Origin of the sequence: Neptunomonas japonica DSM 18939, from assembly GCF_000422765.1 — a bacterium.
In the GTDB taxonomy this organism is placed as follows: domain Bacteria; phylum Pseudomonadota; class Gammaproteobacteria; order Pseudomonadales; family Balneatricaceae; genus Neptunomonas; species Neptunomonas japonica.
Genome location: NZ_AUGR01000001.1, coordinates 297,576 through 319,485, shown reverse-complemented (window position 1 = coordinate 319,485; position 21,910 = coordinate 297,576). Strand labels below are relative to the sequence as shown.

The following is a 21,910-nucleotide window of genomic DNA, read 5'->3' as shown; positions in this document are numbered from 1 at the left end:
TAAACCTCATAATGGCAAGCCAACTTTTATAAAATACGCCAAGCTACACTTCCTTAACAAAAAACGGCGCTTGCAAGATAGATTTCCTTTATAATAGCCGCCCTGTATTTTGGCTGTGGCTGTGTCCACAAAGGAAAGATAATGAAATTCTCCTCTTTAGATCTTGCACCCGAGTTGCAACGCGCTCTTGATGCTTGTGGTTACAGCCAAATGACACCCATCCAAGAGCAGGCGATTATTCCTGCTCGTCGCGGTAAAGATGTACTGGCTAATGCGCAAACGGGCACGGGTAAAACAGCGGCATTCACTGTACCTGTTTTGCAGCAGATGCATGACCGCCCTGTCACTACTCAGCCAGGGCAAGTGCGTACGCTGATTTTAGCACCTACGCGCGAACTTGCTGATCAGCTAACCACTACCATTAAGGGTTATGCCCAGTTCCTGCCTTTTACGGTTAAAGGTATTTATGGCGGCGTGAGTACTGACTCACAAAAAGGTAAATTAAAAGCCGGTGTCGATATCCTAGTTGCTACTCCAGGGCGGCTACTTGAGCACGTTGTACAATGTAATATCAGCTTATCTAAAGTCGAATTTGTGGTACTGGATGAAGCCGACCGTATGCTTGATATGGGCTTTATCAGCGACGTTTACAAACTAATCCAACAAACATCAAAGAAACATCAAACGCTGATGTTTTCTGCCACAGTTACGCCTACGGTTAACGAGTTAGCCAAAAAACTAATGTCACGCCACGAAACGATCCGTGCTGCGAAGCAAAATGCGACGGCCGATACAATCGAGCATGTAGTTTATCCCGTTGAAGAGCGCCGCAAAGCAGACCTGTTTGTTGAGCTGATCAAAAAGCATAATTGGTTTCAGGTGTTAGTATTCACCAGCACCAAAGCCCAGGCAGATGAGTTAGTAGTCGATTTCAAAATGGACAAAATCTCTTATGTTGTTTGCCATGGTGATAAAACCCAAGGATCGCGCAAACGTGCTTTAGCCGACTTTAAAGCCGGTAAAGTGCAGGTAATGATCGCGACTGAAGTAGCCGCTCGTGGCTTGGACATTAAAGGGCTTGAGTATGTTGTTAACTACAACCTACCCTATCTTGCCGAAGATTATGTCCATCGTATTGGCCGTACCGGCCGTGCAGGTGCTAAAGGCCACGCCATATCATTTGTTAGCCGCGAAGAAGAACGTGCCTTGGATGATATCGAGCACCTTATCGGCAGTAAGATAAAACGTATCAACATGCCTGGTTATGAAGTCGGTAGCCGCGATAACTTGCTGAAGCAGATCACCCAAAAAGCACAAAAGCCACGTACCAATAAGGCCAGTCAAACTAAAATCATTCGTAATAAAGTTACGACGGCCAAAGCGACAGGCAAAGCAAAACAAAAACAAAAACAGAAACAGAAACAAAAGAAATAACGACGCAAAAAAGAGACAAAATTAGTCAGTATTTTTTACAGTCTCTTTTATGCGACACTTTTGTTATTTTACAACCCTATTAATATCAATAACTTAAAAAGTTGGCATTCGAATTGCTCTGCACTTGAAAATTAAATTATCAATGTAAGGCGAAAACATGAAATACCTAGCAATAGCTTTTATCAGCTTGTTTACTTTAAAAGCTCAAGCAGCACTGATTACAACGTTTACGAATCAAGCGTCTTTTTTAACTGCTGCTGGTTCAACGTCTTCTTATAATTTTGATACTAATTCAGCTAGCGGATTCTCTAACCAAGACTTCGGTGACTTTTCAGTAGTAGCTGCAGGTTCTGGTATACGCCTTTCTGTTCTTGGAGGCGCTTCATCAAGCACGTTCTCTAGCAACCATTTAGACTTCAATACTGCTTGCTGCAATATCCCCGACACTATGACCATTACTTTTGACAACGGTCTTTTAGCATTTGGTTTTGATTTCTCTAATGAAGACCCAACCTCTGACTACACAGTACTAACTGTTGATGGACAGTCGTTCAACGTAGGATCTTCAGGCACATCTGGTTTCTTTGGTCTAGTAACAGATACCGCTTTAAGCTCTTTTGTTTTCCAGGACGACCCTAGCAACGGCGGTGCAAATACATCTACTAAGTTTGATAACTTCCTATTCGCATCAAATAGCAACGATGTGCCAGAACCAGCTACTTTGCTTTTATTCGGTCTGGGTTTAGTTGGCCTACGCTTCTCAAACATAAAGAGTAAAGCTGTTTAATCTTTACATAACAGCGACTCCCAAATGCCCTAGCTTGTACTAGGGCATTTTTATATCTACTAAGCACTTGCTTCTTCTTACGTAAAAATCGTGTCTCATATTTTTTAATCTGATAAAATCCCCGCCTAAAACCTATTCTATGAAATCTATACAACCCACCCTGAACAGGACAGCGTAACTCATGAGTCTTGCCGATAAAGTGCTAGCCGTTAACAACGATCTTCCGATTCGTACCGATAGCCCCGTCCACAGTGGTAAAGTACGCTCGGTTTACTGGCTAACCGAAGCTGATAGCCGACGCCTTATCGAAGAAAAAGGCTATGATGTTGCCGCCGATGCTCCACTAGCCATTATGGTTATTAGTGATCGCATTTCTGCTTTTGACTGCATCTGGCATGGCGAAGGTGATATGCATGGCGTACCTGGAAAAGGTGCCGCACTTAACGCAATATCCAACCACTGGTTTAAGCTGTTTCATGACAACGGTTTAGCAGATAGCCATATTTTAGATATTCCACACCCATTTGTGTGGATCGTGCAAAAAGCCAAACCAGTGATGATTGAAGCTATCTGTCGCCAATACATTACCGGCTCTATGTGGCGTTCCTACTCTAAAGGTGAACGTGAGTTTTGTGGCATTCAATTACCCGATGGCTTGCAAAAGGACCAAAAGCTTCCTGAAATCCTGATTACCCCTTCTACTAAAGGCATTCTCAAAGGGATTCCGGATGTGCCAGAAGCTGACGATGTAAACATCACCCGCCAAAATCTAGAAGATAACTTTGCTGCGTTTAACTTTCGCAGCCAAGATGATATCAAGCAATATGAAAAACTATTGAAAGAAGGTTTTGGCGTTATTAGTGATGCTTTAGCAACCTTGGGGCAAATATTTGTCGATACAAAATTTGAATTTGGTTATGTCACAGATGCAGCAGGCAACGAGAAACTAATTTATATGGATGAAGTAGGCACACCAGACTCTTCAAGAATTTGGGATGAAACTTCTTACAACAACGGGAAGATTGTTGAGAATTCCAAAGAAGGTTTTCGCCAATGGCTATTAAACCACTTTCCTAATCCAGATATTCTGCTTAACAAAGAGCGCATGCTTGAGCGTGAAGCGCTAGCGCGAGATAATGCATTACCTGAAGCGGTGATGATGGATATTTCAGCAACCTATGTAGGTATTGCTGAGAAAGTAACCGGTAAAAAATTGATACTTTCTGACAACCCCAAAGCAGATATTATTGATATTTTGCGCAATCAGTACGATCTTATAGATTAGACGTATATTTTTTAATCCAAGATTGAGACGACCGATGCCGCACGCCATTCTATCTTTTATGATCGCATTGCTACTTACCAGCCCAATAGCAAACGCAGAAATATATAAATGGAAAGATGAAAATGGCAAGCTCCACTACTCCAGCACGCCACGCGTGCTGGCTCCTCATGTTCAAGAAGTAAAGCTACAAAAACTACCGGCAGATCGTGCCAACGCTAACAGGCAAGAGCGCTTACTAAATCAGAAAAAACGAGATATACGTCGCGTAGAAGAAGATAAAAAAAACGAGATACGAAAAGAAAAGCACGTACAGGCTGAACAGAGAGCCATGCTCAAGCAAGAAGCACGTGATAAAGATATGTGTGAGAAATATAAACAACGCTACACAAAATACAAAAACAATGGCGTTAAAGGCATTAATTTGGTTACCGGTAAAAAGCAGAAGCTAAAAGGCGCTGCTGCACGCAACGCCATTAATAATGCGAAAGAAAACGTAGAACTCTTCTGCAAGTAGACTGCTATTCGCCAATTACTGGCCCAGCATTTATCTTACACATTCCACGGATTAGATACGCGCTTAAAGTGCTCTGAACCACACACCTCGCACGCTTGAATCAGGCTGGTTTGCCTAAGCTGCAGCTGCTGTTGACACCCCTGACATTGAAACGTACCTACAGCGGCAATCTCCCCTGCCATATATTCATCATTCTCATTGGCTAACTGCTCTCGTAATCTTTCTTGCTCAACCCGAGTTTGATCAGCTAGGGCTACCAGCTTTTTCACAAGTGTATTTTCAAGAACATTCAGATCAAAATGCAACCAGGCAGCAATCCCTTCGCCGGTTTCATGCGCATAATAACCCAGTTGCTTAAGATCACGCTTCAAATAAGCACTGAGCAGATCCATCTCATCACGCGTCATCTCTTCAGCGGTTAGCTCAAGTTCTACCGCTTCTTCTATTTTCTCTTGTAGATAATCCCACGAACGATGCTCGGCGCTTTCTAGCGTGTCTGCTAAACGATCCAAAACACGATTATATAAACTCGATACATCCTGTTTGTTTTCTGGCATTTTTTTTGGTTTATTGTCCATTTTCAACTCCGGCCTGACACAATTATACGACCTATACTGCTGTTGATAGCAGGGCTTATATTGTATGCTATGCAGCATACTCTAAACTTTCCAGTAGACTCTTTAACCGGCATCAATATAAGCCGGTTTATTGTTTGAGATTCCGACACGATACCATTATGAACGATCAATACGAACCGCAAGAGATTGAAACCCAGACTCAACAGTACTGGGAAGATAACAATAGTTTCCTATGCACAGAAGATACCAGTAAAGAGAAGTTTTACTGCCTTTCTATGTTCCCTTACCCCAGCGGCCGCCTTCATATGGGTCACGTTCGTAACTACACTATCGGTGATGTAATCTCCCGTTACCAGCGAATGCAGGGAAAAAACGTCCTACAACCCATGGGATGGGATGCATTTGGCCTACCCGCTGAAAATGCAGCAATGAACAATAATGTTCCACCGGCTAAGTGGACTTACGAAAACGTAAGCTACATGCGCGACCAACTAAAGCTAATGGGCTTTGGTTACGACTGGAACCGTGAACTCGCTACTTGTCATCCAGAATACTACCGTTGGGAGCAGTGGTTCTTCACACGCCTAATGGAAAAAGGGCTTGTTTACAAGAAAGAAGCTGAAGTGAACTGGGATCCAGTTGACATGACAGTACTTGCTAACGAGCAGGTCATCGACGGTCGCGGATGGCGCTCAGGCGCGCTTGTTGAGCGTAAAAAGATTCCTCAGTGGTTTCTTAAGATCACTGACTATGCAGACCAGCTCGTTGACGACTTAGATAAGTTAACGGATTGGCCGGAACAGGTTATTACGCAACAGCGTAACTGGATAGGCCGCTCTCAAGGTGTTGAGCTCAAATTCCACGTTGAAGATGGCTCAGATTTAGAAGTTTTTACCACTCGCCCAGATACACTGATGGGAGTGACCTACGTTGCAGTTGCAGCTCAGCACCCTTTAGCACTTAAAGCTGCTGAGTCCAATCCAGAGCTAGCCCAGTTCATTGATGAATGTAAAAACATCAAAATGGCTGAAGCAGACATGGCCACCATGGAAAAACGGGGGATGGCACTTGGTATTAAAGCAACACACCCGCTTACCGGCGAGCAAGTCCCCGTATGGACAGCAAACTTTGTCTTGATGGATTACGGTTCAGGCGCTGTGATGGCAGTACCTGCTCACGACCAACGTGACTGGGAGTTTGCTAAAAAGTACGGACTACAAATCAAACAAGTTATCGACTCAACCAATAACGATGTGCAGGTCGATATCGAAAAAGAAGCTTTCACCGACAAAGGCATATTGATCAACTCGGGTGATTTTAATGATCTTGAGTTCGATTTAGCCTTCAAAGCTATTTCCACTGAGCTTGAGCGCCAACGTAAAGGACAGATCACGATCAATTACCGCCTGCGCGACTGGGGCGTTTCCCGCCAGCGTTATTGGGGAACACCTATTCCGGTTATTAACTGCCCAAGCTGCGGGGCACTACCGGTACCGGAGGATCAACTACCGGTGGTATTACCTGAAGACGTTGAGTTTGATGGCAGCGGCTCACCTATAAAGAAGATGGACAGCTTCATCAACACTACCTGCCCGTCATGTGGCGGTGCAGCTGAGCGCGAAACAGATACCTTTGACACCTTTATGGAATCAAGCTGGTACTACGCTCGTTATGCGAGCCGCTCAACTGATAATGCCATGCTTGATCCAGATAAAGCTAATTACTGGTTACCTGTAGATCAATATATTGGTGGTATTGAACACGCAATTCTGCATCTATTGTACTCTCGATTTTTCCATAAGCTGATGCGCGATGAAGGACTAGTCAATTCTGACGAGCCATTCACCCGCTTGCTTTGTCAGGGCATGGTATTAGCAAATACCTATTACCGCGAAGATGACAAAGGTGGCAAGGTTTGGATAGCTCCGACTGACGTTGTTACTGAAACAGACGAGAAAGGCCGTATTATTAGCGCCACTCACAAGGATGACGGCAAAACCGTTATGCAAGCGGGTGTCACTAAAATGTCCAAGTCAAAAAATAACGGTATTGATCCGCAGGTCATGATCGATAAATACGGTGCAGATACCGTACGTTTGTTTATGATGTTTGCAGCACCTCCTGAGCAATCTTTAGAATGGTCTGATACAGGTGTTGAAGGCGCAAACCGTTTCCTACGCCGTTTGTGGAAACATGTACATGATCACTTACTAGATGGCCAAAGTGTTGTAGAACTAGATACCAGCGCACTAACTGAGCCGCAAAAAGAATTGCGCCGTAAAGTTCATGAAACCATCAAGAAAGTATCTGATGATATTGAACGTCGTCAAACGTTTAATACCGCCATTGCCGCAGTAATGGAGCTATTAAACAGCATCACTAAATTTGTTGATGTTAGCGATCAAGGCCGTGCGGTGATGCGTGAAGCATTGCAAACAGCTATACAGTTGCTATCGCCTATCGTGCCACACATCACGCATAAGTTATGGAGCGAGCTTGGCCATACAACAGACCTTCTCAATTCACCTTGGCCTACTTTTGATGAGACAGCCTTAGTACGCTCATCTATCCAGATGGTTGTACAGGTAAACGGTAAAGTACGCGCGAAAATGGAAGTCTCCGCCGATGCAGATCAAGACACTATTTTGCATACAGCACTGGCGCTTGAGAATGTTCAGAAGTTCATGGTGGACATGGCGATTCGTAAAAAGATCGTTGTTCCCGGGAAACTGGTCAACATTGTTGTAGGTTAAAAAGGAGTGATCAAATAGATGACCAATTACCGTTTTTTATACAAGTTTATGTGCCTAATTCTGGCTAGTCTTCTAATATCTGGTTGCGGCTTTAAGTTACGTGGCTCTGCAGATGTTCCGGAGTCATCCAGATTGGTAACACTGATATTAAAAAGCGGTACTCCGGCATCGTTTGAACAAGCGCTAAGGCGCACACTCTACCAGCAGGGCATCGCCCTTCTGGAGACTGCGCCTTACCAACTGGCCATCAAGCAAGTAAAAGAGAATCGTCGCTCCATCACATTAGACCGTAAAGCGAATGTTGATGAATATGAGCTTCTTATGCTAGTGAAGTTTGAAGTGCTTAATACTGAAGGAGAATCTATCTCTGGCCCACTAGTTGCTCGCATTGAACGCATTTATGACTATGATGCCGATGCAGCTACTGCCAGCTATACACTTGAAAAAGAAATTCGATCGGAAATGTGGCAGTCACTTTCTGAACGCGTAGTGCGTCAGTTCGTTGCACAAACACACTAAAGCGTCGAGATAGCTATATGAAACTTTCTGTCGAACAGCTAACAGGGCATTTGCAAAAATCACATGCGCCTGTCTACCTGATTTCAAGCGATGAGCCACTGATCAGCGCTGAGTGCTGTGATCAATTACGCAGTGCATTTCGCCAGAAAGGCTTTAGCGAGCGAGAAGTACTACATGTTGAGGGACAGTTCAAATGGGAGTACTTACTCGAATGCGCTAACGCCCTCTCCCTTTTCGCTGAGCAAAAACTCATTGAAATCCGGCTAGGCAGCCATAAAGTAAACAAAGCTGCCAGCGACATTATCCAAGAGTATATCGCTCATGCACCTCCTGAAAATATCCTGCTAATTATTGCGAATAAGCTGGATGGCGGTGCAAAAAAGTCTGCATGGCATAAAGCGATTGAGCAAAAAGGCGTCTGTGTAGAAATCTGGCCCGTTGAAATAAACCAACTCCCCGGATGGATAAGACACCGTGCTAACAGCAAAAACATGCAGCTTGATGATAGCGCTGTAGAGTTACTTTGTGATCGCGTCGAAGGTAACTTACTCGCGGCAAAGCAAGAACTCGATAAGCTCCATTTACTCCACCCTGAGGGTATCCTAACAGCAGAACAAATAGTCGATGCTGTATCTGACAACTCACGCTACGATGTTTACGGGCTAATGGACACTATCGCTTTAGGGCAAAGTGAGCGATGCATCAAGATTTTAAACGTGCTGCGCCAAGAAGGAGTTGAACCTCCTATTGTTTTGTGGGCATTAGCACGAGAAATAAGGACGCTATATGCGATTAGTCAAGGCTTGGAGCGCGGCTTAGCTTACGACACCATTTGCCAAAAAGAGCGTATTTGGGGCAAGCGAAAGCAGACTCTGCGCCGTTGCGCTGAGCGACTTAGCTTGACCACATTAGAAAGCCTTTTAAAAACTAGCCAACAGCTAGACAAGGTTATCAAAGGCATGGCGACAGGCTCACCTTGGTTAATCTTATCGGATATTACGATCACACTCTCCGGCAAACGCCTTCAACTCACCTCTCTTTCCTAGCACGCACGTGTAACTCGCGAATAAACTATACTGACAAATAGCATCACAACACAGCCTGAGCCACTCTTGAAGAACTTCGTTTCTCAGGTCTGCTCCCTACTCTCATTTCTTATTTTATCGGGCTGTGCTGAAGAATGCCCTTTTGTAACTAAAGCAAGGCGATCAACTCTACAGTTATTATTGTATGCAATGCCATATTAGAGTTGGTATTGGCGCTATGTATGAGCTCTTACCTGAAAACCGTAAGAAAATGACCAGCTATAAAATTGTTTTAATGATTAAATATGGCTACAGCATGGGCCATAAAATGCCGGTATTTACTCAGTTATCAAATTAGCAAGCAGACGCTATTGCAGAGTATGTAGTAAAAACAGAAAAAACAGAGAAGCAATAGGTCAGAGTAGGCAGCCCTGACCCAATAAGTGTTACTCGGCTAGCGTATGTACTACTTCAGTCGCCAGTTTAATATTGTCATGCAACGGGCAACGATCACACACCTCATCAAGAAAAGCCTGTTTCTCAGCTGATGATAACTCTGCTTCAATTTCAGCCGTGACACGCACGACCTGAAAACCAGAACGGTTATCCGTAGCTTTTCCTAACAAGCCTGCTGGATCATAATCCGCCTCTACAGACACTGAAAAACTACGCAAATCAATCTTCTGCTGCTTAGCTGCAACGCGCCCAATAGTTGCAACACACCCAGCTAAAGAAAAAAGAAAATACTCTAGAGGAGTTGGGCCTTCATCGGTACCGCCACCGGCAGCTGGCTGATCAATAATAACTTTGTGGCCACGAATATCAGATTGAACACGAAATGAATCACCCATTTGAGCTTCAACACGAACCGTTTTAGTAACAGACATAATACCTCCATATAAGAATTAACTAATATAATTATATCAGTAAATACCACTATAGAAAGCGCTTCATTTGGGTTTATTAGAAGAACAGGGAAATCGAGATAAAACAGGCACTACTTAGCAGTACCTGTTATATGATTATGGCTACAGAGGGTTTAATCGATTGCTTTAACCGACCTTTTCACCCTGGGCTTGTAAGTCAGCATGATAAGAAGAGCGCACTAATGGGCCACTAGCAACATGACTAAAACCTAATTCCTTGGCTACACGCGCAAACTCGTCAAACTCATCCGGTGTCACAAAGCGATCTACCGGCAAGTGATTACGGCTCGGCTGCAAATACTGTCCAATTGTCAGCATATTGACATCATGAGCACGCAGATCTTTTAAGACCTCAATAATCTCCTCATTAGTTTCACCTACACCGACCATCAATCCGGACTTGGTGCGAATATCAGGGCATTTTTCTTTAAAACCCTTCAACAGATCAAGCGACCACTGATAGTCTGCACCAGGACGCACTTTACGGTACAAGCGAGGCACTGTTTCAAGATTGTGGTTAAATACATCAGGAGGTGTCTGGCTAAGAATATCCAATGCCACTTCCATACGACCACGAAAGTCAGGTACTAATGTTTCAACTTGAATAGTCGTCGAACGCTGGCGTGTTTCAGAAATACAATTTGCAATATGTTGAGCACCACCATCACGCAGATCATCACGATCTACAGATGTGATAACGACATAACGCAATCCCATATCTGTAATAGCTTCGGCTAACTCTCTAGGCTCGTTTTCGGCCAAAGCATTTGGGCGACCGTGTGCAACATCACAAAACGGGCAGCGCCGCGTACAAATATCACCCATAACCATAAAAGTAGCGGTGCCATTCGTGAAACACTCACCAAGGTTCGGGCAGCTAGCCTCTTCACAAACTGAAGATAATTTATGGTGACGCAGCTTTTCTTTAATTCTTTGAACTTCCTTGCTCGACCCCATGCGAACGCGTAACCATGAAGGCTTACGAAGCATTTCATCCTTTTCTGTCGGGATTACTTTGATAGGGATACGTGCCATTTTTTCAGCGCCACGTAATTTAACACCCTGTTCAACCTTCACTACTGAAGAGGCTTTATCGGAACTGTTCGCCATTTTATTGTGAGTCCAAGGAAGTTTGATGTGATATGGAATTATAACCTATTTCTTTAGTCAAGTAATTCACAAGCCATTGGGTTGCTTGATGCGGGTCGGCATCTCTTACTAAAGAGCATAGTTGTGTCATTTGCATACCTGCATAGCCACACGGGTTAATCCTTAAAAATGGTTCTAAATCCATATTCAGATTTAAAGCCAGACCATGAAATGTGCAACCACGTCGAACACGCAAGCCAAGCGAGGCTATTTTAGCTTGATTGACATAAACACCTGGCGCATCCGCCTTTGCATAAGCCTCTACACCAAAGTGCTCCAATGTATTGATGACTCCCGTTTCCATAAGAGTCACGACATCACGCACACCGAGCTTATTCCTACGAAGATCTAGCAATAGATAAATAACTAACTGCCCCGGCCCATGGTAAGTGACTTGGCCGCCTCTATCGACTTTCACCACAGGAATATCACCTGTAACAAGCAAATGCTCTTCTTTACCTGCCTGACCTTGCGTAAATACAGGCTCATGTTGAAGAACCCATATTTCATCAGAGGTTTCTGAGTCTCGCTGATCGGTAAAAGCCTGCATCTTTTGCCATATAGGCTCATAAGGTTGAATACCGAGATCGCGAATAACCAGCTTATTGTCGGTACTCATCAAATTACTATATGCACGCGATCTGAAGCGATTAGTTCTTCGTGCAAACTTTTAAGTTGCTCTTCCCCTGTCGCCGTAATAAACATTCTGATCGACCGGAATGTTCCTTTTTTACTATCTTGAATAGTAATCCGGCTTTCGTCTAAATCGGGCACATGGACCCTCATTACCTCAACAACAAACGACTGAAAATCATCGGCATTTTTACCAACGACTTTAATCGGGTAATCAGGACAAGGAAATTCAATCTTGGGGGGTTGTGGCTCTGTTGCTGTTTGTACTTTTGGTGACTGCTCTTGACTCATAAATTACTCCCCCGTCATCAATTGATGCTGATAACGAGTAAAAATTTCAAACATACGCTGCCAAAGAAAGCCCTTTAGGCCATCTCCAACCACATAATCATCTATTTGCACTACAGGTACAATGCCTCTTGTTGAGCTCGATATCCAGACTTCATCTGCCTGGATAAGTCGTTGATAATCAATTTTCGCTTCTTGGCGTGGAATACCATTTTGATCAGCCAACTCTAAAATAAGCGCTCGCGTTGTACCACTCAAGATCGCTGTTCCAATGGGAGGCGTATACAAAACTCCCTGTTCGACAATAAAGAAGTTACAGCTTGCCCCTTCGGTTAATGCTCCATCACGTTGTAATATCGCCTCTTGAGCACCCAGCTCACTGGCCTGCTGCAAGACTAAAATATTAGGCAATAAACAAGTCGACTTGATATCACATCGATGCCAACGAAGGTCTGCTGTCACAATGACCTTTATACCTTCAACCTTGTCTGCACCTTCTTGATAAACATCACGGATCGGTTGACAGCACGCAAACACGGTAGGCTTCAGGTGGTGATCAATAGCATGAACACGCTTGCCGGCACTGCCACGCGTTACTTGAAGGTAAACAGACAGATTGCCTCCACCATTTAATTCAACAAGGCGACTTAGCGTAGAAACCCAGTCAAACTCCAGCTCAATGCGTAATGCGCGCAAGCTGTGCTCTAAACGCTGTAAGTGCTCTTCCAGCCTAAAGCCTACTCCCTGATAAAAGGGAATAACCTCATACACACTGTCGCTGAATAAAAAGCCACGATCAAATACTGACACTGTAGCTTGATCCGCAGGGATATACTCCCCGTTTAAATACACTGTATCCATTGTCACCAAAACACAAAAGCTCACATCAAAAATGTGAGCTTATGTAAAAAGCCAACTCAAATCAGAGTTAGCGGCTAACCAACTATCAGCTAATCAAGCTCATAAAGAATAACATAATGGTATGCCATATTTGCTTCAATATGCCACCTTCCTCTACATTTTCCATGGCAACAAGAGGCACCCTAACAACATCTTCGCCATTTAAAGTAACACGTACTGCACCGTATTCCTGCCCTTTAACAACAGGCGCTTTAATGACTTTATCGACATCCATCGTTGCATTCAGCTGGTCAGCTTGTCCTCTAGGGATTGTGACGGCTAATGACTCATCAAGACCTAAGCGAACCTGATCTTGAATACCGCCCCATACTTTAGCGGTGCTAAGGATCTCATCAGCACCGTAAAGCTTGTGCGTACGGAAGTAGCGAAATGCATAAGCCAATACTTTTTGACTTTCTTGTGCTCTTGCTTCTTCACTGCTTGTACCCATAACAACAGATATCAAACGCATACCATCACGTTTAGCTGAGGCAACTAAGCAGTATCCTGCTTCGTCCGTGTGGCCTGTTTTTATGCCATCAACGGTGCGGTCACGCCACAGTAACTTGTTACGATTTGGCTGACGGATATTGTTATAGGTAAAATATTTTTCAGAGTACACACCATAATGCTCAGGAAACTTCTGAATAATGGCTTTTGCCAAAATAGCTAAATCTTTCGCTGTTGAGAAGTGCCCCTCAGCAGGCAAGCCAGTAGCATTATTAAAATGGGTATTGTTCATACCTAGTAGTTTGGCGTGCTGATTCATCAAGTCGGCAAAAGCAGACTCACTACCCGCAATATGTTCAGCAACGGCAACTGAAGCATCGTTACCCGACTGGATAATAATGCCCTTTAACAGGTCATCTAGCTTAACCTGCGTCCCCTCTTTGATAAACATTCGTGAGCCCGGAGTTCTCCAAGCTTTTTCACTGACCAATACTAGGTCATCTTTGCTGATATTCCCTTTATCCAGTTCATATTCAACAAGATAACTGGTCATCATTTTAGTTAGACTCGCTGGTGCGAAGCGCTCATCGGATCGACTGGATAGGATTAACTTCCCGGTATCAGCATCCATCACTAAATATGAAGTTGCCGAAATCTGTGGTGCAGATGGGATCAAGGCAGTCGCTGCTTGTAAATGTCCAACACTTAGAAAAAGGAATAGAAAAGTTAAAAAGGCTGTTCGCAGTCTCTGCACAGTAAATTCCTAGATAGGTATGCTAATTTATTTCGAGAGTAGACGTTAATACTAAGATTTAGTTCTACTCAACTTTATATTTTATAGAGGTATATCACGTTAATTTAGAAGTTTACCAGATGCGCTCCAAGAAACCCTCTTTGAGTCAGCTTTTCAATCATATTATCTGCTTCAGTACGATTAACCACAGGCCCTAACAACACTCGATATAGGCTCCCACTAGCGCGTTCTAAGTTGTTCACATGAGTATCAATGGTAAAGTCGTTATCTAATTGACTAGCCACTTTACGGGCAGATGCCTCAAGTGAATACGCCCCTACTTGCAAATAACTTCCCGCAGCTAACACTCCTTTGCTCGATACGTTAGTTCTCAATGGTTTTGGTAGCGTATCTGGTACTATCTTGGTAGCACTTGAAGCAATTATTTTTGACGCATTCCAGGTAACAGGATTGATAGCTTCTACTTCAACCCTAGCAGTACCGCTTCGTAACATGCCTAACTTTGAAGCCGCCGCATAAGAAAGATCTATAATCCGACCTTTATGAAATGGGCCCCGATCATTTACACGCACGATAACTTGCCGCCCATTCTTTAAATTTGTCACCTTCACATACGTCGGGATAGGTAACGACTTGTGTGCAGCAGTCATTTTATACATATCATACGTTTCGCCATTAGAGGTCAAATGGCCATGAAATTTATTACCGTACCAAGAGGCCCCACCTATTTCGCGATAACCATCTGATGCAGGAAGTACTGAATAGCGCTTTCCTAAGACTTTATAGGTACTTTTATTGCCGCCACGGCTTTTTGGCTCAACCTTGGGTACCGCATCAGGAACATTCGAAACATCCACAGGAGCGGAGGGGCCATGGTCATGCTTAATACTATAACGGCTCCCACTACTAGGTTTGCTTGTATTCGTACAACCACTCAATAACAAGGCTGCAATAGAAAGCGCCAATATCATAATTTTCATTCAACACTAACCTTTCATGCTAGATCGTTTAACTGACGTTTAATTAGAGAGCTTTTTAGCTTTTATCTCTTCACTCAACAGCAGCACTGCCATTGCATACAAACGGCTACGGTTATAGCGAGTAATGACATAATAATTATTGTAACCAAGCCAATAGGAGGCTTTATCTTGGTCTTTCATGCGTAATAACACAGCGGGCAAATGCACCTCATGACTCTGATCAACACTGACACCCGACGCTTTCCACTCAGACAACGGTCGACCTGGCTTCTCTCCTGTATTAACAAAATCATCAGGCAAGGCATGCTCTAATGCAACGGCAGAAACAACCACCCCATTAGGCTCCCAACCATGTTGCACAAAATAGTTAGCCACGCTACCAATTGCATCTACCGGATTCTTCCATAAATCTTTTTTACCATCACGATCAAAATCTACAGCATAGGCAAGAAAGCTAGATGGCATAAACTGCCCATACCCCATCGCACCAGCATAAGAACTTTTTAGCTGCGTAACATCAATATTTTCGTTTCTCGCTAACACCAACAGATCTTTTAACTGGTTTTGAAAAAATGTAGCACGACGAGGATAATCAAAACCAAGCGTTGCCAGAGCATCTAACGCTCTAAAGTTACCGGTATTGCGGCCATAGTGAGTTTCTATACCAATAATTGAAACGATCACCTCTGCTGGAACACCATATACTTGCTCTGCCCGATGAAGTGTTTCTGCATGCTTATTCCAGAAATCGACACCGCGAGTGATACGTTTAGGCTGTATGAAGAGTTTACGATACCCTCCCCAGTCCAGGCGTTTCTCAGCAGGGCGGTTCATCGCTTTTAGTATTGAATCCTTCTTTTTAGCCGCTGCTAGAATTGAGCGCAAATAGCTATCAGAAAATGCTTCGGCTTCCATCTCCTTTAACCACTTCTCTGCTTCGGGGTGACCACTGTAACCCACAGTGTTGCTTCCAAAAGCAACGCTATTCACACACACACTCAGCGTTACTGTGGCTAACATTTTCCAACTCAATTTCATCTGCGTAATTACCTCATCACCATCTGCTTATGACTATGCACTGACATTAAAATCCCAAAACCTGCCATGAGTGTAACAATAGACGTTCCACCGTAACTAATCATCGGTAATGGCACACCCACTACAGGTAATAAGCCACTAACCATACCAATATTCACAAAAACATAAACAAAGAAAGTAAGCACGATGCTGCCAGCAACAAGGCGCCCAAAGCTATCAGGCACACGTGTTGCCATCCACAAGCCTCGACCAATGATCAATATATAAAGGCTCAACAGCAGCAAAACACCAAACAACCCAAGCTCTTCAGCAATCACAGCAATGATAAAGTCGGTGTGTGATTCAGGTAAAAAGTCCAACTGCGACTGAGTCCCTCCCAGCCAGCCCTTACCCCAAGTACCGCCGGAACCTATCGCTGTTTTAGATTGAATAATATTCCAACCAGAGCCAAGAGGGTCACTTTCAGGGTCAAGAAAGGTCAACACCCTCTGCCGCTGATAGTCTTTCATGACCATCCATAAACCCGGCAGAGCCGCTGCGGCAACACCTAGCGCACCCAAAATATAACGCCAACGAATACCCGAAAACAGCATCACAAAAACCCCAGATGCCGCAATCAATAGCGAGGTTCCTAAATCAGGCTGCTTCATAATCAACACCGTTGGCAACCCTATTAACACTAAGCTGACGATACAATGCTTGAAACTTGGAGGTAAAGAACGTCCTGCTATGTAGCAAGCAATCATTAATGGCAAAATGAGTTTCATGATTTCAGATGGCTGAAAGCGAAAACCAGGTAAAGCAATCCAGCGCTGCGCACCTTTCGCTCCTACACCAAAAAACATAACCGCCAATAGTAAAATAACACCCGCAGCATACACCCACGGCGCCCATCGAATTAATATCCGCGGACTGAATTGAGCCAAAACTACTAATACTATAAAACCAGCACCGATACGCACGGCTTGACGTATAACGTAATCAACATCTTGCCCAGATGCGCTATACAACACAAACAAACCAAAAGAGCATAATAAAAATAGTAGAAACAACATCCAGGCATCTAGATGTGTATAACTCCACCAGCCTTTCTTACGGCGTAAATGATGTCCAGCCTCAGGCATAGAGCGCTCAAAATCACGACTACTCATGCGCTACTCCCAAAGCTACATCTTGTTCTGCATTAGGGTCTATTCCCAGTAAATAAGCATCCATCACCTTTCTCGCTAAGGGCGCTGCAGTACTCGAGCCGCCGCCACCATTTTCAACAATGACCGCCAAGGCAATTCGTGGTTTATCTGCAGGAGCAAACGCTAAAAATAAAGCATGATCATGAAACCGTTTTGATAATGCACTTGCATCATACCGCTCATCTTGTTTTATACCCACGACTTGCGCAGTACCCGTTTTTCCGGCAATTTGATATTGAGCATCTAAACCAATTTTTCGTGCAGTACCGCGCTTACCATGTACAACTTCAACCATATTATCGACAATTAACTCCCAATACTCGGGATGCTTAAGCTTTACGTCTTCAGGGTAGGAGGTCGCATTAGGAATTTCTGGCATATTAATACTAACTTTGCCTTCCTCATTTCTATCACGAATGCCTTTAAGGAGCTTAGGTTGAACCCACTTACCGCGATTCGCCAAAACCGTAGCGGCTGTCGCTAGCTGCAAAGGAGTGGTTAGCAAAAAACCTTGCCCAATACTGAGATTCAAAGAATCACCCGGATACCAAGGAAGTTTTCTAGCTCTACGTTTCCACTCTCTTGAGGGAAGAATCGCTGCTAGAGCCTCTGGTAGATCTAAGCTGGTTACCCGCCCAAAACCAAAGCGCCCCAGGTAATCAGACATAGGGTCCACACCCATTCGATAACCCGCATCATAAAACCAAACATCGCAAGATTGTGCGAATGCCAGTTTCATATTAACTTTACCGTGCCCCCCACGCTTCCAGTCACGGTACTTTCGACCACCCTTAGTTAGCGTAAAAAACCCAGGATCCCAAACAGAGTGTGTTGGCGGCACTGACTCTGAATCAATTGCGGCCAACCCAATAACAGGTTTAATAGTCGAACCAGGAGGGTAACGACCACGCAGGGCCCGATTAAATAAAGGAAGATCAGGAGAATCTCGCAGCGCACTATAATCTTTGCTAGAAATACCGGTGACAAACAAGTTAGGGTCATAGCCCGGGGTTGATACCAGCGCCAATATACCCCCGGTAGCAGGATCTATTGCCACTATAGAAGCTTTTTCTCCCTGTACAAGTTTCTCTGTTATCTGCTGTAACTTAAGATCAATATGTAACTGCAAATCTTTACCAGGAATAGGATCGGTACGCTCAAGTACTCTCATAACCCGGCCACGCGCATTGGTTTCTACTTTTTGCATGCCCACCGAACCATGCAATATCGACTCATAAAACTTTTCAACACCCAGCTTGCCTATGTAGTGCGTACCAGCATAGGCCTTAGGATCAGAGGCTTTTAATTCTTTTTCATTGATACGTCCAACATACCCCATGGCATGCACTAAACTTTCACCATACGGGTAATAACGAATCAGATCAGCTTCTACCTGAATTCCCGGCAGACGATGGTAATTAATTGCAAGCTTGGCAATTTCTTCTTCGGTTAAGCGAAATCTTACAGGCACCGTTTCATAAGGGCGTCGTCGTTGATTGAGACGCTTCTTAAATCGTTCGATATCTTTATCGCTGATTTCAATAATACGCTGCAGCTCCGCAAGCGTCGCATCGAGTTCCTTACCCACTTCTTCTTTTAGAAGTGTGACACTGTAACTGGGACGATTATCGGCAAGTAAAACTCCGTTAGTGTCATAAATAAGACCTCGTGTAGGAGCAACGGGCTGCAACTGCACACGGTTTTTTTCAGACATAGCGGCATAGCGGTCATATTGCATTACCTGCAAGTAATAGAGCCTACCTAACAATACCCCTATTAATAACAGCACGACCATAAAGGCTAGAAGCGCACGAAAGCAAAAAGTCCGGCTTTCCTGTGAATGATCTTTTAAACGTTCAAATTGAGACATAGCTATTTGTGATACGGATGACCCTGAATGATTGTCCAGGCTCGATAAACCTGTTCGGCAAGAATGACGCGAACTAACGGGTGTGGCAGTGTTAACCCAGACAGAGACCATTTCTGATCAGCTAGAGCAACGCAACGTGGATCAAGACCATCTGGTCCGCCCACCAACAAAGAAATATTGCGCCCATCCATCTGCCACTCACTGACTTTTGCAGCGAGTTGCTCTGTCGACCATGAGCGCCCTTCAACTTCTAAGGCGATAATCCGATCACCTTTAGGAATTGCTGCTAGCATGGCATCCCCTTCTTGGCGAATAGCACGCGCCATATCAGCGCCCTTACCACGATGCCCCAACGTAAGCTCAACTAACTCTAACGTCATTTCATGCGGCAAACGTTTGCTGTACTCATTGAATCCAGTAGTAACCCAATCAGGCATTTTTCCGCCTACAGCCAACAAACGTATTTTCATTAACTTAAACCGCTCACATTGGCTTCGGATGACTCTTCATCTTCTAACGGGTCAAACTGCCACAAGCGCTCAAGATCATAGTAACTTCTCGCATCAGGCATCATGACATGCACCACCAACTCGCCTAAATCAACCAATACCCAATCACCATCGGTTTGCCCTTCACTACCCATCGGTTCAACGCCTGCTTCTTTTACTTTGTCAGAAACGGACTGAGCCAGTGACACTACATGCCGCTTTGATGTACCTGTGGCAATCATCATAAAATCAGTAATGCTGGATTTACCACGTACATCGATAACTTCGATATCTCGCCCTTTAACATCTTCAAGCGCATTACGCACAAGCCCAATAAGCTGCTCAGTTTGCATTGACAATTAACTATCCTTTATCTGTGTAATAGAGTTTATTTTTTTGTATGTAGTGCCAGACGGAATCCGGCAACAAGTACCGAGGAGACTTGCCGCTAGCCATCAACTCACGGATATACGTGGCTGAAATACTTAATGGCGTCAACTCTTGAACCAAAATACTACCTGACGGCTTCTTCAGGATATCATTTTTCGTATCGACCTGATGCACTTGCAACAAATTCTTGAGCGTCTGATTAGGTTCAAATCGATATCCAGGCCTTGCCGCTACTATAATATGGCAAAACGAAAGATACTCATCAAAACGAAACCACGTATCCAGCGATAGAAATGAATCCATCCCTATTACCATACAGACAGGTGTCTCCAATCCAAGTTCCTTACGTAAAGCTTCCAAAGTATAAATTGTATAAGAAGACTGGTCCGAGAGAATTTCCCTGGAATCACAGCGCAACGCAGGTTCACCAACAATAGCGTCTTCAACCATAGCCAAACGTGCTAAAGCACTAGACCCCGGCGCTTGACGATGCACAGGGACATTAGCCGGCATTAAATGTACAGATTCAACCTTTAACCACTGCTGTATCTCTAATGCCGTTCTTAAATGCCCAAAGTGAATGGGATCAAATGTTCCCCCCATAAACACATACGCAGTTGCCATTGGTTTACTGTCGAATATGACCGTCACCCAATACTACGTACTTCTGTGAAGTTAACCCTTCTAGCCCAACCGGACCACGTGCGTGAATTTTATCAGTCGAAATACCAATTTCAGCACCCAACCCATATTCAAAACCATCAGCAAAACGGGTAGAAGCATTAACCACAACAGAGCTGGAATCAACTTCACGCAAAAAGCGGCGCGAAAGCGTATAGTTTTCAGTCACTATTGCATCAGTATGGTGTGAACCATAATGATTAATGTGTTTTATCGCCTCATCTATGTCAGCAACAATCTTAATCGATAAGACCGGTGCTAAATATTCAGTCGACCAATCAGACTCTGTCGCCTCATTAACACGTGGTGCTAAAGCACGTGTCTGTTCACAACCACGCAACTCCACGCCCGCAGCAAAGTAACGGTCAACCAAGTCACTCAACACCTCTTTTGCAACACCAACATGAATCAATAAAGTTTCCATGGTGTTACATGTACCGTAACGATGCGTTTTGGCATTAAGGGCAATATTTACTGCTTTTGCTCTATCCGCCTGATCATCAATGTATACATGACAGATGCCATCTAGATGCTTAATTACCGGCACTTTAGCATCGCGGCTAATGCGTTCAATAAGACCTTTCCCACCACGTGGTACGATCACATCGACGAACTCAGGCATTGTAATCAATTGCCCAACCGCTTCTCGGTCAGTCGTTTCAACCACTTGCACTGCTTGCGCAGGCAAACCGGCCTCCCTCAAACCTACACGGATACACTCAGCAACCGCCTGGTTAGAATGAATCGCTTCAGAGCCGCCTCGTAAAATGGTAGCGTTACCTGATTTAAGGCACAAACTTGCAGCTTCAACAGTCACATTTGGGCGAGACTCATAAATAATACCAATAACACCCAAGGGCACACGCATTTTACCGACTTGAATACCGGAAGGGCGATAATTCATATCGGTGATACTTCCCACCGGATCAGGCAATGCGACGACTTGGCGCAAACCTTCAATCATTCCGTCAATGGTGGCGTTACCCAACCCAAGACGATCTAACATCGCAGCATCCAAACCATTTTTACGGCCATTTTCCAGGTCTTTCTCATTGGCTGCTATCAGTGCATCACGGCTATTATCTAAGGCAGTAGCCATAGCCAATAACGCTTTATTTTTAACACCAGACTCTGCTTTTGCCACCAAACGAGAGGCTTCTCTGGCGCTTTGACCTAACTTGTTCATGTATGCTTCAACGTTCATCACTTACCCTTTCGCGTTCACGTGACCCATAATTATACAATGCTATTAATCTTGGGTCATGAACTGCTTTATAT

The 21,910-nt window shown here is 44.2% G+C and carries 22 protein-coding genes; 7 read left to right on the top strand and 15 right to left on the bottom strand.

Translation table 11 applies throughout. The features are described from left to right. Positions 1-141 precede the first annotated feature (141 nt). The 4 genes from G511_RS0101575 to G511_RS0101560 all read left to right on the top strand — a co-directional run bounded on the left by G511_RS0101575 (position 142) and on the right by G511_RS0101560 (position 4,020). The gene (locus tag G511_RS0101575) at positions 142-1,434 is read left to right on the top strand and encodes a DEAD/DEAH box helicase (RefSeq protein ID WP_028468050.1); all 1,293 of its coding nucleotides are present in this window, start codon (positions 142-144) and stop codon (positions 1,432-1,434) included. 157 nt (positions 1,435-1,591) lie between these two features. Beyond that, entirely contained in the window at positions 1,592-2,221 is a 630-nt protein-coding gene (locus G511_RS0101570; RefSeq protein WP_028468049.1) for a PEP-CTERM sorting domain-containing protein, read from the top strand. A gap of 181 nt (positions 2,222-2,402) precedes the next feature. Next, entirely contained in the window at positions 2,403-3,506 is a 1,104-nt protein-coding gene (locus tag G511_RS0101565; RefSeq protein ID WP_028468048.1) for a phosphoribosylaminoimidazolesuccinocarboxamide synthase, read from the top strand. Positions 3,507-3,540: 34 nt separating this feature from the next. Further along, a complete protein-coding gene (locus G511_RS0101560) occupies positions 3,541-4,020 on the top strand; it encodes a DUF4124 domain-containing protein (RefSeq protein ID WP_028468047.1) in 480 nt (159 codons plus the stop codon). Positions 4,021-4,055: 35 nt separating this feature from the next. Here the strand turns inward: G511_RS0101560 and G511_RS0101555 are convergent, their stop codons facing one another. Then, entirely contained in the window at positions 4,056-4,598 is a 543-nt protein-coding gene (locus tag G511_RS0101555) for a zinc ribbon-containing protein (protein WP_051221404.1), read from the bottom strand. A 158-nt stretch (positions 4,599-4,756) separates the two neighbouring features. Between G511_RS0101555 and leuS the strand changes: the two genes are divergently transcribed. Genes leuS through holA form a run of 3 tightly spaced genes read left to right on the top strand, consistent with a single transcriptional unit; the run spans position 4,757 to position 8,916 of the window. After that, positions 4,757-7,351 (top strand): leucine--tRNA ligase, encoded by a 2,595-nt coding sequence (leuS, locus tag G511_RS0101550; protein WP_028468045.1) that lies wholly within the window; start codon positions 4,757-4,759, stop codon positions 7,349-7,351. A gap of 18 nt (positions 7,352-7,369) precedes the next feature. Beyond that, a complete protein-coding gene (locus G511_RS23715; protein WP_028468044.1) occupies positions 7,370-7,870 on the top strand; it encodes an LPS-assembly lipoprotein LptE in 501 nt (166 codons plus the stop codon). Positions 7,871-7,887: 17 nt separating this feature from the next. Further along, the gene (holA, locus tag G511_RS0101540) at positions 7,888-8,916 is read left to right on the top strand and encodes a DNA polymerase III subunit delta (protein WP_028468043.1); all 1,029 of its coding nucleotides are present in this window, start codon (positions 7,888-7,890) and stop codon (positions 8,914-8,916) included. Between the two features lie 425 nt (positions 8,917-9,341). On the opposite strand, the gene G511_RS0101530 is transcribed toward holA, so the two are convergent. The 14 genes from G511_RS0101530 to G511_RS0101465 form a co-directional block, all read right to left on the bottom strand. Next, positions 9,342-9,782 carry an OsmC family protein gene (locus tag G511_RS0101530; protein WP_028468042.1) on the bottom strand — a complete coding sequence of 147 codons (441 nt, stop codon included), beginning with the start codon at positions 9,780-9,782 and terminating at the stop codon, positions 9,342-9,344. A gap of 165 nt (positions 9,783-9,947) precedes the next feature. Next, a complete protein-coding gene (gene lipA / locus G511_RS0101525) occupies positions 9,948-10,931 on the bottom strand; it encodes a lipoyl synthase (protein WP_028468041.1) in 984 nt (327 codons plus the stop codon). Between the two features lies 1 nt (position 10,932). Continuing rightward, positions 10,933-11,589, bottom strand: a complete 657-nt coding sequence (gene lipB, locus G511_RS0101520) for a lipoyl(octanoyl) transferase LipB (RefSeq protein WP_028468040.1) — start codon at positions 11,587-11,589, stop codon at positions 10,933-10,935. Further along, a complete protein-coding gene (locus G511_RS0101515; RefSeq protein ID WP_051221403.1) occupies positions 11,589-11,894 on the bottom strand; it encodes a YbeD family protein in 306 nt (101 codons plus the stop codon). Before G511_RS0101515 ends, lipB begins: the two co-directional genes overlap by 1 nt. Before the next feature lie 3 nt (positions 11,895-11,897). Continuing rightward, positions 11,898-12,752, bottom strand: coding sequence for an aminotransferase class IV (locus G511_RS0101510; protein WP_028468038.1), 855 nt, complete (start codon positions 12,750-12,752; stop codon positions 11,898-11,900). An 85-nt stretch (positions 12,753-12,837) separates the two neighbouring features. After that, entirely contained in the window at positions 12,838-13,986 is a 1,149-nt protein-coding gene (locus G511_RS0101505) for a D-alanyl-D-alanine carboxypeptidase family protein (protein WP_211224844.1), read from the bottom strand. 113 nt (positions 13,987-14,099) lie between these two features. Beyond that, positions 14,100-14,975 carry a septal ring lytic transglycosylase RlpA family protein gene (locus tag G511_RS0101500; protein ID WP_028468036.1) on the bottom strand — a complete coding sequence of 292 codons (876 nt, stop codon included), beginning with the start codon at positions 14,973-14,975 and terminating at the stop codon, positions 14,100-14,102. Between the two features lie 39 nt (positions 14,976-15,014). Next, positions 15,015-16,013: a lytic murein transglycosylase B gene (mltB, locus tag G511_RS0101495; RefSeq protein ID WP_051221401.1), complete on the bottom strand. Its 999-nt coding sequence runs from the start codon at positions 16,011-16,013 to the stop codon at positions 15,015-15,017. Positions 16,014-16,021: 8 nt separating this feature from the next. After that, positions 16,022-17,164 carry a rod shape-determining protein RodA gene (gene rodA / locus G511_RS0101490; protein ID WP_028468034.1) on the bottom strand — a complete coding sequence of 381 codons (1,143 nt, stop codon included), beginning with the start codon at positions 17,162-17,164 and terminating at the stop codon, positions 16,022-16,024. Then, entirely contained in the window at positions 17,157-19,073 is a 1,917-nt protein-coding gene (gene mrdA, locus G511_RS0101485) for a penicillin-binding protein 2 (RefSeq protein WP_028468033.1), read from the bottom strand. The genes rodA and mrdA overlap by 8 nt, the downstream gene beginning before the upstream one ends. Before the next feature lie 2 nt (positions 19,074-19,075). After that, positions 19,076-19,543 (bottom strand): 23S rRNA (pseudouridine(1915)-N(3))-methyltransferase RlmH, encoded by a 468-nt coding sequence (gene rlmH, locus G511_RS0101480; protein ID WP_028468032.1) that lies wholly within the window; start codon positions 19,541-19,543, stop codon positions 19,076-19,078. After that, positions 19,543-19,914 carry a ribosome silencing factor gene (gene rsfS / locus G511_RS0101475; protein ID WP_028468031.1) on the bottom strand — a complete coding sequence of 124 codons (372 nt, stop codon included), beginning with the start codon at positions 19,912-19,914 and terminating at the stop codon, positions 19,543-19,545. The genes rlmH and rsfS overlap by 1 nt, the downstream gene beginning before the upstream one ends. 10 nt (positions 19,915-19,924) lie before the next feature. Next, the gene (gene nadD, locus G511_RS0101470) at positions 19,925-20,575 is read right to left on the bottom strand and encodes a nicotinate-nucleotide adenylyltransferase (protein ID WP_028468030.1); all 651 of its coding nucleotides are present in this window, start codon (positions 20,573-20,575) and stop codon (positions 19,925-19,927) included. Between the two features lie 4 nt (positions 20,576-20,579). After that, the gene (locus tag G511_RS0101465; RefSeq protein ID WP_028468029.1) at positions 20,580-21,836 is read right to left on the bottom strand and encodes a glutamate-5-semialdehyde dehydrogenase; all 1,257 of its coding nucleotides are present in this window, start codon (positions 21,834-21,836) and stop codon (positions 20,580-20,582) included. Positions 21,837-21,910 lie beyond the last annotated feature (74 nt).